The sequence below is a fragment of the Mucilaginibacter gossypii genome (genome assembly GCF_900100945.1).
Classification (GTDB): Bacteria; Bacteroidota; Bacteroidia; order Sphingobacteriales; family Sphingobacteriaceae; genus Mucilaginibacter; species Mucilaginibacter gossypii.
The window spans coordinates 144,339-156,928 of sequence record NZ_FNCG01000005.1 but is presented as its reverse complement, the minus strand read 5'-3'; the positions used below and the strand labels follow the sequence as shown (position 1 = coordinate 156,928).

General features: G+C 42.6%; 13 protein-coding genes. 6 read left to right on the top strand and 7 right to left on the bottom strand.

What is annotated here, in order from left to right; genetic code table 11:
* Positions 1–38: 38 nt before the first annotated feature.
* Positions 39–2,018, bottom strand: coding sequence for an alpha-ketoacid dehydrogenase subunit alpha/beta (locus BLS28_RS12385; protein ID WP_091167307.1), 1,980 nt, complete (start codon positions 2,016–2,018; stop codon positions 39–41).
* A gap of 59 nt (positions 2,019–2,077) precedes the next feature.
* On the opposite strand from BLS28_RS12385, the gene BLS28_RS12380 reads away from it, so the two are divergent.
* Positions 2,078–2,929 carry a DUF4198 domain-containing protein gene (locus BLS28_RS12380; RefSeq protein WP_090532114.1) on the top strand — a complete coding sequence of 284 codons (852 nt, stop codon included), beginning with the start codon at positions 2,078–2,080 and terminating at the stop codon, positions 2,927–2,929.
* Positions 2,930–3,035: 106 nt separating this feature from the next.
* Here the strand turns inward: BLS28_RS12380 and rsmA are convergent, their stop codons facing one another.
* Complete coding sequence (rsmA, locus tag BLS28_RS12375; protein WP_091167303.1) at positions 3,036–3,815, bottom strand: 16S rRNA (adenine(1518)-N(6)/adenine(1519)-N(6))-dimethyltransferase RsmA; 780 nt, start codon at positions 3,813–3,815, stop codon at positions 3,036–3,038.
* 271 nt (positions 3,816–4,086) lie between these two features.
* Between rsmA and pdxA the strand changes: the two genes are divergently transcribed.
* Together pdxA and BLS28_RS12365 are read left to right on the top strand one after the other, a co-directional pair.
* Positions 4,087–5,142 carry a 4-hydroxythreonine-4-phosphate dehydrogenase PdxA gene (gene pdxA / locus BLS28_RS12370; protein ID WP_091167301.1) on the top strand — a complete coding sequence of 352 codons (1,056 nt, stop codon included), beginning with the start codon at positions 4,087–4,089 and terminating at the stop codon, positions 5,140–5,142.
* Positions 5,143–5,224: 82 nt separating this feature from the next.
* Positions 5,225–6,412, top strand: a complete 1,188-nt coding sequence (locus BLS28_RS12365; RefSeq protein ID WP_091167298.1) for a DUF5009 domain-containing protein — start codon at positions 5,225–5,227, stop codon at positions 6,410–6,412.
* 6 nt (positions 6,413–6,418) lie between these two features.
* Here BLS28_RS12365 and BLS28_RS12360 read toward each other — a convergent pair whose 3' ends face one another.
* Positions 6,419–6,763 (bottom strand): DUF7957 family protein, encoded by a 345-nt coding sequence (locus tag BLS28_RS12360; RefSeq protein WP_091167295.1) that lies wholly within the window; start codon positions 6,761–6,763, stop codon positions 6,419–6,421.
* Between the two features lie 152 nt (positions 6,764–6,915).
* Between BLS28_RS12360 and BLS28_RS12355 the strand changes: the two genes are divergently transcribed.
* On the top strand, positions 6,916–7,899 hold the full coding sequence (locus tag BLS28_RS12355) for a pyruvate dehydrogenase complex E1 component subunit beta (RefSeq protein ID WP_091167637.1): 984 nt from the start codon (positions 6,916–6,918) through the stop codon (positions 7,897–7,899).
* A gap of 166 nt (positions 7,900–8,065) precedes the next feature.
* The gene (locus BLS28_RS12350) at positions 8,066–8,566 is read left to right on the top strand and encodes a hypothetical protein (RefSeq protein WP_091167292.1); all 501 of its coding nucleotides are present in this window, start codon (positions 8,066–8,068) and stop codon (positions 8,564–8,566) included.
* A 113-nt stretch (positions 8,567–8,679) separates the two neighbouring features.
* Here BLS28_RS12350 and BLS28_RS12345 read toward each other — a convergent pair whose 3' ends face one another.
* Complete coding sequence (locus tag BLS28_RS12345; protein WP_091167289.1) at positions 8,680–9,336, bottom strand: metal-dependent transcriptional regulator; 657 nt, start codon at positions 9,334–9,336, stop codon at positions 8,680–8,682.
* Positions 9,337–9,473: 137 nt separating this feature from the next.
* Between BLS28_RS12345 and BLS28_RS12340 the strand changes: the two genes are divergently transcribed.
* A complete protein-coding gene (locus BLS28_RS12340; protein WP_091167286.1) occupies positions 9,474–9,911 on the top strand; it encodes a DUF5990 family protein in 438 nt (145 codons plus the stop codon).
* Between the two features lie 87 nt (positions 9,912–9,998).
* On the opposite strand, the gene BLS28_RS12335 is transcribed toward BLS28_RS12340, so the two are convergent.
* From BLS28_RS12335 to BLS28_RS12325, 3 genes are all read right to left on the bottom strand, one after another.
* Positions 9,999–10,541: a hypothetical protein gene (locus BLS28_RS12335; protein ID WP_091167284.1), complete on the bottom strand. Its 543-nt coding sequence runs from the start codon at positions 10,539–10,541 to the stop codon at positions 9,999–10,001.
* 376 nt (positions 10,542–10,917) lie between these two features.
* Positions 10,918–11,793 carry an OmpA/MotB family protein gene (locus BLS28_RS12330; RefSeq protein WP_091167282.1) on the bottom strand — a complete coding sequence of 292 codons (876 nt, stop codon included), beginning with the start codon at positions 11,791–11,793 and terminating at the stop codon, positions 10,918–10,920.
* 252 nt (positions 11,794–12,045) lie between these two features.
* Positions 12,046–12,552: a hypothetical protein gene (locus tag BLS28_RS12325; protein ID WP_091167280.1), complete on the bottom strand. Its 507-nt coding sequence runs from the start codon at positions 12,550–12,552 to the stop codon at positions 12,046–12,048.
* Between the last annotated feature and the right edge of the window lie 38 nt (positions 12,553–12,590).

Below are 12,590 nucleotides of genomic sequence, written 5' to 3'. Positions count from 1 at the left end.
AAACCTAAAGGAATAGAAGTATAGCTCGGGGGCCCTGCCTAATAAGCCAGCAGCCTTTCCATGCTTTCTTCCAATCGCGCCTTGGCCAAAAACTGATCTTCCAAGGCTTTATTCATGGGGATAGCCGTATCGAGGCTACCACAACGCATTACAGGAGCATCAAGATATTTAAAGCAATGTTCGGCCAAATGGGCTGCAATTTCGGCGCCGAAACCATTGGTAAGCGTATCTTCATGCAAAATCAGCACCCGGCCTGTTTTCTTAACGCTGGTTTCCACCGCTTCCTGATCCCAGGGCTGCAGACTGCGCAGATCGATGATCTCTACGGATTGATCGGGATGTTTGTCTGCATACTCCAATGCCCAGTGTACACCAAGGCCAAATGTAATTATAGTGGCCTTTTCGCCTTGCTTAATCACATTAGCGTTGCCTATCTCTATCATTACATCATTATCAGGCACATCGGCGCTGATACTGCGGTACAGGTATTTGTGTTCAAAATAAATTACCGGGTTAGGATCGTCAATAGCGGCAAGCAGTAGTCCCTTGGCATCTGCCGGAAAAGCCGGGTAAACCACTTTTAAGCCGGGAGTTTTGGTAAACCAGGCTTCATTGCTTTGCGAGTGGAAGGGGCCTGCCCCGGTACCTGCACCCGCGGGCATCCGTATTACTACATCAACCCCCTGCCCCCAGCGATAATGCGTTTTGGCCAGGTTGTTAATAACCTGGTTAAAGCCGCAGGTAACAAAATCTGCAAATTGCATTTCAACCACAGCTTTGTAGCCGTTAAGCGCAAGTCCCATGCCTGCACCAACAATTGCTGATTCGCAAATGGGGGTGTTACGTACACGGGCCTTACCAAACTCCTCAACAAAGCCCTGGGTAATTTTAAATGCGCCGCCGTATTCGGCAATGTCCTGCCCCATGATCACCAGGTTGGGGTGTTTGCGCATAGCTTGTTTAAGCCCGTCGCTAATGGCATCTATATAGCGCTTACTGGTAACCGGCGATGATTTTGGCTGTACAGCAGGAAAGCTGTAAGGCTTGTACATATCCTGCACTTCGGTGGCCACATCCGGTATAATATCTGTTTCGGCATAAGCCTTTTCAATTTCGGTTTCAATAAGGGCGGCGAACTCCTTACGGACAATAGTGATCATGTCTTTAAACAAAACCCCTTCGGTAATCAGGTACTTTTCAAAGTTTGTAACCGGGTCCTTTCCTGCCCACCACTCAAATAAATTAGTGGGAACATATTTGGTGCCTGATGCTTCCTCATGGCCACGCATCCTGAAGGTCATACATTCCAGCAAAACAGGGCGCGGATTTTCACGAATAGCTTTATTAAGTGAGGTTATGGTGTTATAAACTTCAAGCAGGTTATTGCCGTCAATACGGCGGCCTTCAATACCGTAGCCTACGGCTTTATCAACCAGTTCGCGGCAATTATATTGTTCGTTGGTTGGGGTTGAAAGGGCATAGCCATTATTTTCGATCAGAAATATTACCGGCAGTTTCCAAACAGAGGCTATGTTAAGTGCTTCGTGAAAGTCCCCTTCACTGGTGGCACCCTCGCCTGTAAAAACAAGGGTTGATTTTCTTTTACCCGATAATACATCCGCTAAGGCAATGCCATCGGCCAGGGCAAGCTGCGGACCGAGATGGGATATCATCCCAATGATCTTATACTCCTGGGTACCGAAGTGGAAGGAGCGGTCGCGCCCTTTAGTAAAGCCCGAGGGTTTGCCCTGCCATTGCGCCATTAACCGCGACAAGGGGATATTTCTCGATGTAAAAACACCGAGGTTGCGGTGCATAGGCAAAATATATTCGTCGGCATTCATAGCAAGGGCGCTGCCAACTGCTATGGCTTCCTGGCCAATACCCGAAAACCATTTGCCAATGCGGCCCTGCCTCAGCAGGATCAGCATCTTCTCTTCAACCATGCGCGGAAACAGCATTTTTTTATAAAATTCCAGCAAAGTATCATTATCGAGGTTTTTCCTGTCAAAAATCATAACGTAAAACTACTGAAGTTTTTAAAACTTTGTATGTTTGGTGATACTATCCAAAAACTATGAAGCGCACCTCTATTTTCATCATTATATTACTGCTCATGATAGGCTTTGCGGCCAGTTCGCAGGATTTTTTCTTATTGCCACATAATTTTTACGTTCACAAAGGCGATAAGCTTAACCTGCATTTGTTGAGCGGCAACGAGTTTAAACCCGAAAATGAATTTAAACTTGCCACAGCAAAGGCAACTAAATTTATGCTGTATGAAGGCTCAAAGAAAACGGACCTTTCAAAAGTCAGTAACTCTGCCGATAGCAGTCTGCTTGTCTATGAGCTGCAAAACTCCGGTCTTGCACTTTTTGAACTGGTAAGGGATGATGAAACAGAATCGGAAAGGAATAAATTTATCAGAGCACTTGAAAGTGAAGGCCTCGATAAAATGGCCGAAGAAGCCCGGGCCAGCAGTCAGCAATACTTTGTTGAAAAGTATCACCAGTCAAGCAAAACCCTTATTTCTGTTGATAAAGCTAACGGTAAGGACTTTGATAAACCCCTGGGTGAGGAATATGAAATTGTAATACAACAAAATCCCTATAAATCAAGCTATGGCGATGATGTTACCGCTCAGGTGCTTTTTAGAGGCAAACCCATGAAGGATGCTGTGGTGATGCAATATGTGCGTACTTTGAACGGCACCATCGTTCCGCAAAAATTATTGAGCGACAGCAATGGCCTGGTATTTTTTAAACTGAGCCGGGAGGGGGTATATATGGTCAGTTCAACCCATGTTGAACCATCGCAGGATAAAAAAGCCGACTATGAGAATTGGAGTACTACTTTCACCTTTGCCTTCAGCAATACCGATGACGTACCAAATTCATACAGAGAGTTTGGATTTGGGAATAAGCATTGATTTTTTAGCGGCAGTTGCAGGTTTAGTAGCGGATTAAAAATATGGAGACGTCATTGTAAGTCTTCCCTTTTTGGGGGAGATTTAGAGGGCGCAGAACGTTGATTACCTACCTGCTCGCTGAAACCGCGTTAGTAAGTTTTACAAAATCCTCTACGCTCAATCTTTCCGCACGCAGATCGAGGACAGGTTCATCAGTCAGTTTTTCTTTATTGATGAGTGACGATATGGCGTTGCGCAGGGTTTTGCGGCGCTGATTAAAACCCGCTTTTACTATCTGCCAAAATAGCTTCTCGTCGCAATCAAGTGTTTGTTTATCGTTGCGTGTAAGCCTGATCACTGCCGAAAGCACCTTGGGCGGAGGATTAAATACACCGGCCTTCACCGTAAACAGGTATTCCACTTTATAGTAGGCTTGTAAAAACACGCTGAGTATACCATATTCCTTGCTGCCTGGTTTGGCGGCACAACGTTCAGCAACCTCTTTCTGGAACATGCCCACTACCTCAACCACCTGCTGGCGGTTGTCAAGCACCTTAAAAAGTATTTGCGATGAGATGTTATAGGGAAAATTACCGATAATGGCAAAGTTTTCGGGAAAAATGCTTTTAAAATCAAGCTCCAGAAAATCGGCATTGATAAGGCGGGTACCTAATTGCGGGTATTTTTTTTTCAGAAAATCGTACGATTCGGTATCAATATCAATGAGTGATGTTTCGTACTCGCTTTTTTGCAGCAGAAAATCAGACAGTACACCCATGCCCGGCCCCACCTCAAGCACATGGCCGAAACGCCCTTCGGGTTTCAGGCTGTCCACTATCTTTGCTGCTATGTTTTTATCAGTAAGAAAATGTTGCCCTAAATGTTTTTTTGCCCTTACCAATGTCATTATTAATCAAATATTTGAGCAAATTAAATCATATTTGTGCTTTTATCAGGAACTATAAGCTTAAAATCTTTTATTTGCAGGTGTAAAGATAGGTTAAAGGCGAAAAGTTAAAGGCAAAAGGTTTGCCTAAGTTGAAGGTTAAAGGCGAAAGGCAAAAGGCAAAAGGTCGTTTAGCTTTATAAACCATTAATAATCATCACTGTTAAAATATTGAAATCACCGCTTAAAAAAATCGGTGAAATCATAAAACTCGGTGAAATCATAAAAAATAATGAGCGATAAATTAAAAATTGGGATCAGCATTGGCGATGTAAACGGCATCGGTTTAGAGATAATTATTAAAACTTTGGCCGATAGTAAGATTTATGATTATTGTACGCCTATTGTTTACGGGCATACCAAGGTGGCTTCGTTCCACCGTCGCGCAACCCAGGTTAATGAGCTCAATTTTTTGGTGATCAATGATCCTTCGCAAACGCATTTCCGCAAACCCAACATGATCAACTGTTGGGAAGAGGACGTGAAGATTGATATAGGGCAGGTTACGGAAGCAGGAGGCAAGTACGCTTTTAAATCATTGGAGCGTGCTGTTTATGACCTGAAGGAAGGTTATATAGATGCCCTTGTAACGGCTCCTATTAACAAGGATAATATACAGAACGATAAATTCCACTTTCCCGGCCATACCGAATATTTACAGCAATACGATGGTGCTGCCGAATCGCTGATGTTTTTAGTAAGCGATACTTTACGTGTTGGCGTGGTTACAGGTCATATCCCGGTATCAAAAATTGCCGAAAGTATTACCGCCGAAAAAATATTGGCCAAGTTGAAGCTAATGAACACAAGCTTGCAAAATGATTTCTGGGTGCGCAAGCCAAAAATTGCGGTATTGGGGCTTAACCCGCATGCCGGCGATAACGGCCTTATCGGCAGCGAAGAAAAAGATATCATCATACCCGCTATTGAAGAAGCCCGTTCAAACAATATCCTGGCATTTGGCCCGTACTCGGCCGATGGCTTTTTTGCCAACGGCACTTACCTGCAGTTTGATGCCGTACTGGCCATGTACCACGACCAGGGCCTGATCCCTTTTAAACAAATTGCCTTTGAAACGGGTGTTAATTTTACAGCCGGGTTAAGCTTTGTACGCACTTCGCCCGATCATGGAACTGCGTATGATATAGCAGGAAAAAACCAGGCTTCTGAGATCTCCTTCCGCGAAGCGCTGTTTACAGCTATCCACATTGTAAAGAACCGCAAGGAAGGGCTGGAACTTAATGAAAATCCACTTTTATTCAGCAAGCTAAGCCGCGACAGAGATTAAAAAAGCCTTGTAATAGTAATGTTTCAATTTAATTACCGTTAAATTAAAACATTTACGCTGCTTGTTGCATTTACATGACTGAATGAATAATTTTCTTAGCCGCATACGTTCAATAGATGCATTCCGCGCTGTAACAATGTTCCTCATGATATTTGTGAATGACCTGGATGGCATTCCGAATACCCCAACATGGCTTAAACACGCGGGCTCAAATGTTGATGCGCTGGGTTTGGCCGATACTATTTTTCCCGCGTTTTTATTTATAGTCGGGCTTTCAATTCCCTTTGCTTTTCAAAACAGGTTAAAGCAGGGCGACAATTTCAAGCTACTATCACGAATAGTGAGCCGCTCGTTCGCGCTCATTTTTATAGGTTTTTTTCATGCCAACATGGAAACCTATAATGAAGCTACCACCCTGTTACCCAAACCCGTTTGGGAAAGCCTGGTTACATTCAGTTTCTTCTTCATTTTTTTAGATTACGGCAAGGACACGTCACCAACTAAACGCTATATGTTGCAGGGCTTCGGTATATTGTTACTTGCAGGCATGGCAGCCCTCTATCGTACCAGCGACCCCGGACATACCTGGCTTCACTTTACCTGGTGGGGTATTTTAGGCCTGATAGGCTGGTCATACATGCTTTGCGCGCTTATCTATTACTATTCCGACGGGCATTTATGGGTACAGCTGGCGGCCTGGATGTTCTTCATTTTCTTTAACCTGGATGTGCACTTCGGCTTTCTTGATTTTATCGACAAGCTGCAGGGCTATATCTGGATAGCCGGCAACGGCGCTATGCAGTCGTTCACCATGGCAGGGGTATTTATTTCCGTATTGTACATGCGCCTCAAGGCCAATAACGAAATGAAGATGCTTTGGGTGGCCATGATCCTGATTGCTATCATCCTGTTTAACCTGGGCTTTATAGTGCGCTATTTCAGTGGCGGCATTTCCAAAGAGCGCGATACCCCTTCATGGGTGCTCATTTGTACCGGCATTAGTTTGGTGGTGTATGCTTTCTTTATTTTCCTGGTTGATGTTAAAAATAAATACAACTGGTTTAAGGTGATAGAGCCCGCCGGCACCAACACTTTTACCTGTTACATAGTGCCCTTCCTGTTTTATCCAATATATGAAATGAGCAGGATAGGCTACCCCGAATACCTGAGCCAGGGCACCGGCGGCTTAATCAAGTGTATTGTATTTGCTTTTGTAATGGTATGGCTTACGGGGCTATTGGATAAAATCAATATCCGGATCAAGATATAAACAAAGCTACTTTGTTTGATATGTTCTGATAACATTACCGGTTTGCGGATCTATGATAACAGCGGTATCGCACCAGTTAAATAATACAAATTCGTTTTGCTTATTGACAAGTGCTCCTATAAAGGGGCAGAAATCGCCGTTGTGATAGAGCGGTACATCTTTTATCTGCCATAAAAAATCGCCGGTTCTGCTAAAGGCAAAAACATTACGACGATCACGAACATTGTTGGGTATTTTCAATGTAACAACTAAAATACCGTCAACTTCAAAAATTTCCTCGATTGGATATTCAAAATCGATGCTATTATCCTCGGAAAACGTTATTTGATTGCCATTTTTAGAATAAGCCATTGTTAATTTTTGAATTAAATGGACACTATCAGTTTTTTTTCGATTTTAAATGTAAAATATATGTATTAAAAATCAAACCAATACCACGGTTAATTGCATTTAACACATTAGTGTTTATATTTGCGTTCGCAAAAAAACATCATTTTACTATAATGAGAGAAATACAATTCAGAGAAGCGCTAAGAGAGGCCATGGTCGAAGAAATGCGCAGCGACGAGAATATATACCTGATGGGTGAAGAGGTTGCCGAATATAACGGCGCGTACAAGGTAAGCCAGGGAATGCTGGACGAATTTGGCGCAAAGCGTGTTATAGATACGCCCATCTCTGAATTGGGTTTCGCCGGTATCGGCATCGGCTCGGCAATGAATGGCTTACGCCCTATCATCGAGTTCATGACTTTCAACTTTTCACTGGTAGCTATCGACCAGATCATCAATGGCGCTGCCAAAATGATGTCAATGAGCGGTGGCCAGTTTTCAGTTCCAATCGTTTTCCGCGGCCCTACCGGTAATGCAGGTATGCTTAGCTCACAGCACAGCCAGTGCTTTGAAAACTGGTATGCCAACTGCCCTGGCTTAAAAGTGGTTGTACCATCAAACCCATACGATGCTAAAGGTTTATTAAAATCAGCTATCCTTGATCCCGATCCGGTTATTTTTATGGAGTCGGAATTAATGTATGGCGATAAAGGTGAAGTGCCTGAAGAAACTTACTATATCCCATTGGGTAAAGCAAAAGTTGTTAAAGAAGGTGCTGACGTTACTTTAGTTGGCTTTGGCAAGATCATGAAAGTGGTTATCGCTGCTGCTGCCGAACTTGAAAAAGAAGGTATCCACGCTGAAGTGATCGACCTGCGTACTGTACGCCCTATCGATTATGCTACAGTTATCGAATCGGTAAAGAAAACAAACCGTTTGGTAATTATTGAAGAAAGCTGGCCGTTAGGTTCAATTGCTACCGAGGTTGCTTTCAAAGTACAAAAAGACGCGTTTGATTACCTTGACGCTCCTATCCTGCGTATCATGGGCGGTGACGTTCCGCTTCCTTACGCTCCAACTTTGATCCAGGAATACCTGCCAAACCCTGAAAGGGTGATCAAAGCGGTTAAAGAAGTAATGTACGTTACCAAGTAATCGTTTTAATATAAAATATGTAAAGAGCCCGATATGAGAATACCGGGCTCTTTATTTTTTGAAACTTTATTTTAGCTGCCCGCTTTGCCACATTTCAATCATCTTAATAGCTATTATTGGGGGATTTGTAAAAAATGCCTACTTTTAAAAATTAACATTTTTGAACATGCGATACACCTACTTTAAAGCATTTAAACCCTTATTTTTTATTGTATCGGCGCTGGTATTCACCGGCAATGTTGCCTTGGCACAAACCCAGGCGACCGCTGCCACCGCAACTTCGGCCGCGGCTTCGGTAACCGGGGTACAAACCTTTATTGATAAGTTTTTTAAAGAATACGACAAGCAAGGCACAGCCCGCGCAGTGATTGATATTTTTAAAAGCAACAAGCAGATGGATTCAACCCGGCTTACCGGGATTATTGTCAAAATAGATTCTATGCGAAGTGTAATAGGCAAATATCTCGGCAAGGACCTGATCATGCAACGCAAGGCTTCAAACAGCCTGGTACTGTACAGCTATCTGCTTAAACACGAAGGCCAACCGGCCCGCATGACGTTTATGTTTTACAAACCCAAAAATGAATGGGAGATCTACCGCCTCTACTTTGATGTAGACGTTGACGGTGAACTTGCCGAATCATCAAGAGTAACGGGGAAACCTTAGTTTGAGCTGAAAGCCGAAGGCAGAAAGCTAAAAGCTTTTTAACTTACAGATTAGCTTTAAGCATTCTGCTATTTTTCTCCAAAGCTTTAAGCCTTCGGCTTTCTGCTTTAAGCTTAATCTACTAATATATTCTCGCCAAACTTTTGCGAAACCGTGGTGTCCCCGCGGTTTTCAATTTTTATCACCAGCGAACTGTCGTATGGGATTTTTTCAATCAACTGAATTTTTGTTCCTATACCTATGTTCAGCCGTTGAAGGTATTGCAAAAATGAACTGCTGGTATCGCGCACAGCGGCAACATGGCTTTGGGAACCAGGTTTAAGCTCAGAAAGGCTTACAGAATAGGATTTGGGCACTTTACCGTTCGCCTTTGGTATAGGGTCGCCATGCGGGTCATATTCGGGAAAGCCCAGGAATTTATCCAGCCTGTCGGCAAGGGTGGCATCGTTAATGTGTTCCAGTTCTTCGGCAATATCATGGATCTCATCCCAGTGATAACCCAATTTCTCCAGTAAAAAAACTTCCCAGAGTCGATGGCGGCGTACAATTAATGTAGCATCCTTTAAGCCCTGCTGGGTTAACCTTACACCATTCTTTTTATCATATTCTATCAATTGTTTTTCGGTAAGCTTACGGATCATATCTACCACCGAGGCTGGGTTATTGCTGAGTGATTCGGCAATGGCGGTGGGCGTTATTTTAAAATCCTTTCCTTGTAATGCAAGGCGATAAATAGCTTTTAAATAGTTTTCTTCCGAAAGCGTATACATCAGTATTCAATTTGATAAAATACAAACATAAGCAAAAGTAAAACGCTTATTACATCCTGAACGTTAGGTAGTGCCTCAGCTTAAAAGAAAATACTCCGGATAAAACTTTTGAAGATTGGTTTGTATTATAATTGTATATGGATATTCAACTTTGTATTCGCCTTCAAAATCCTCCGGAGGGGGTAGATTTCGGAATTCAAAAGGGTAGCGGAACCGGATATGAAACCATTCAGACACAACGATCCGATGGGCTGGATATCCAATTTAATCTGACGATTCAATTAAAAAGCGATCCGCAGAAGATTAATGAACCCCGATTTTCGGGGCCGTTTGTACAGGGAAAGCCCGCAAGTCAATTCCTTTATATCGACGTGGGTGAATATGCAGGCCAGGTGGGAGGCTGGAGCCGCAGGGTTAAAATTCCACTTTCCGGAGTAACCTGGGACATGATAACCCAGCTTAGCCATCATCCAACTGCATTCCTTATAACGAGCTTTCCGGGAACAACAAAAGACGGCAGTCCCATTTGTGCTACGGTTAAACCATTTGAAGGCTGGAAGGTAAATATGCCTTAAACTGAGCCTCAATGAACTTATAGATACGCCCTGGAAACAAAATAGGCCTCCTTTTCGGGAAGCCTATTTGTTAAATAATAATGTTTATTAGTGATGTCCGTGACCACCGCCGTGACCATGTCCGCCGTCACCACCGTGACCGCCACCATGACCATGATCACCGCCACCGTGCCATCCGCCTCTGTTTGGGTTACCTCCATGCCATCCGCGGTCGCCGCCGCGCCAGTGATTGGCATATCTTACATCACGACTGTTACGGATAATCACCTGATCATGACGGCCGCGATAGCCGGAATAATGATCCCTGTAGTATGCATTGCGCATCCATGGGTTACGATCATTTATTACAACCTTGTAGCCATTGTAAACATTGTAGTTACGATACCTTACAGGTAAATACCTGCGGTGTACCCATACATTGTTTTCATAGTAAACATAATTATGGGTTGGCACATCATAGTAAGCATCAATATCAGGCATATAATAATAGTCAACATGATCATAGCCTACAGGCCCCCAATCGGGCTGACTGCCTATGTTGATCCCTAAACCAATACTAACCTGTGCAGAAGCTATTTTTGCAGAGAAGCAGCTTAACAAAATAACTGCCGATAAAATCATCTTTTTCATAACGCGTGTAATAAGTTATATTTATATGACTATAGTTAAAGCCCGTGGTTTAACCTGTCTTAATATCTGTTGCCCCATTTATTCAAAACAAATGCCATTGTAATGGTAACCTTAGTGTAATGAAGCAAGCTCAATTAATTGTAACACAGCAAATGCTGGTTATTTTCCGTCTTAATTAAATGAGCAATATTCCAAATTAAAAAAACTGTGTTTTGTTATCATTCGGTTAATAATTATATGGAAAATAAAAGCTTTCCGGGATTCCCGTAACCCTGTTTTAGCCTTTGCAATACTGTCTGCAAAAACATACGAAAATAGCTGCATAAAAAAAGCCACCCTAACCGGGTGGCTTGAAATATTGATAGCTAAACTACAATTATTGTTTAGGCGGCGCGGGCTGATCGGCCGGTGCTTTGCCTATCAGGTCCATAAACTGATCCAATTTTGGTGTTATGATAATTTGAGTACGCCTGTTTTGTGCTTTACCACTCGGGGTTGAGTTATCCGCGATAGGATTATACTCACCGCGGCCACCGGCAGTTAAACGTTTAGGATCAACCTGGTAAGTGGTTTGCAGGGCCTGCACTACTGATGAGGCACGTAAAGCACTTAAATCCCAGTTGTTACGGATATTTTTCTGCGAAATAGGGACATTATCTGTGTTACCTTCAATCAGCACGTCATAATTGCTATAGTCCATAATGATCTTGGCTATCTTGCTTAAAGTAGCACCTGCCTTATCAGATATTTCATAACTGCCCGATTTATACAACATGTTATCAGATAATGAGATGTACACAACTCCTTTCAAAACCTTTACATCAACATCCTGGGTTTCCTGCGGAGTTAATGAGCGGGTAAGATTGTTGGTCAACACCATGTTAAGCGAATCGCTTTTGTTTTTAGCGTTAACCAGTTGTTGTATGTAGCGGTTTGAAGCATTGATCTCATCAACCAGCTTTGATATGTTCACATTGCCCTGACTGCTTGAGTTTAAACATTTGTTCAAAGCATCCTGCAAAGCGGTTACATTTGTTTTTTGCTGCTCAATTTGCTCTTCAAGGCTTTTGTTACGGCTACGTGCTACGGCAAGGGCCTGTTCGCTGGTTTGGTACTTAATGCTTAGGTCTTTGGTACTGTTTTGTAATTGGGTGTAATTAGCATCCAGTTCTTTGTACTTTTTGCTGCTTACACAGCTTTGGCCTAATACTGCTACTACAAGCAGTGCCAAAATGGATATTCGGTATTTCATGGTGTAATTTGATTTAAATCGGTTAACAATAAATCGGTTAACTAAGTAACGAATATAATGTTTGTTTATAGCTAAACCTAAGTAAACAAACTATAAAAGTTAACCCAAATGTGACATAAACGGGCAACTTTTGTGCCGAAGACCAACTATGCCCCTAAGGGAAGATATAAGGGGAATTGCAAGAAAAAAGGGCTGTCCTTTTTGGGGGACAGTCCTTCATAAAAACAATCAAAATTATAACAATACAAAAACTTAATCGCGGTGGTCATTGCCGTGATTGTCATGACCATCATGTCCGCGTTTATTACCATTTGATTTTTGTTTTACGTCAACCCTGCGCACGGTTTTACGTTCAACCCAATGGTTACGGTATTTTTCATCGTGGCTATCACGAATTACAACCTGATCATGACGGCCTTTGTATGAAGCATATTTACGTTTGTAAACATCGTTCCTAATCCAAGGGGTGCGCTCATTAACTACTACCTTGTAGCTGCGATATACATCATAGTTACCAAAACGTGGCGGCAACATAGCCCCATGAACCCAAACATTATTATCAAAATAAACATACTGGTGGGCATTGATATCGTAATAAGAATCAATATCGGGCAGGTAATAATAATCTACATGGTCATAACCTACGGGGCCCCAGGCAGGTTGGCTGCCTATGTTGATATTTAAGCTTATTTGCGCGCTGGCTATTTTTACGGTTAAGCTGCTTAATAATATAGCAGCTGTTAAAATTATCTTTTTCATTTGGTGTTATTGTTTGTTTGTAAGTATATGACAATAAC

Excerpts from the sequence above, each read along its gene's own strand:
- BLS28_RS12385 (WP_091167307.1), bottom strand. The coding sequence starts at position 2,018 with ATGATTTTTGACAGGAAAAACCTCGATAATGATACTTTGCTGGAATTT.
- BLS28_RS12380 (WP_090532114.1), top strand. The coding sequence starts at position 2,078 with ATGAAGCGCACCTCTATTTTCATCATTATATTACTGCTCATGATAGGC.
- rsmA (WP_091167303.1), bottom strand. The coding sequence starts at position 3,815 with ATGACATTGGTAAGGGCAAAAAAACATTTAGGGCAACATTTTCTTACT.
- pdxA (WP_091167301.1), top strand. The coding sequence starts at position 4,087 with ATGAGCGATAAATTAAAAATTGGGATCAGCATTGGCGATGTAAACGGC.
- BLS28_RS12365 (WP_091167298.1), top strand. The coding sequence starts at position 5,225 with ATGAATAATTTTCTTAGCCGCATACGTTCAATAGATGCATTCCGCGCT.
- BLS28_RS12360 (WP_091167295.1), bottom strand. The coding sequence starts at position 6,763 with ATGGCTTATTCTAAAAATGGCAATCAAATAACGTTTTCCGAGGATAAT.
- BLS28_RS12355 (WP_091167637.1), top strand. The coding sequence starts at position 6,916 with ATGAGAGAAATACAATTCAGAGAAGCGCTAAGAGAGGCCATGGTCGAA.
- BLS28_RS12350 (WP_091167292.1), top strand. The coding sequence starts at position 8,066 with ATGCGATACACCTACTTTAAAGCATTTAAACCCTTATTTTTTATTGTA.
- BLS28_RS12345 (WP_091167289.1), bottom strand. The coding sequence starts at position 9,336 with ATGTATACGCTTTCGGAAGAAAACTATTTAAAAGCTATTTATCGCCTT.
- BLS28_RS12340 (WP_091167286.1), top strand. The coding sequence starts at position 9,474 with ATGGATATTCAACTTTGTATTCGCCTTCAAAATCCTCCGGAGGGGGTA.
- BLS28_RS12335 (WP_091167284.1), bottom strand. The coding sequence starts at position 10,541 with ATGAAAAAGATGATTTTATCGGCAGTTATTTTGTTAAGCTGCTTCTCT.
- BLS28_RS12330 (WP_091167282.1), bottom strand. The coding sequence starts at position 11,793 with ATGAAATACCGAATATCCATTTTGGCACTGCTTGTAGTAGCAGTATTA.
- BLS28_RS12325 (WP_091167280.1), bottom strand. The coding sequence starts at position 12,552 with ATGAAAAAGATAATTTTAACAGCTGCTATATTATTAAGCAGCTTAACC.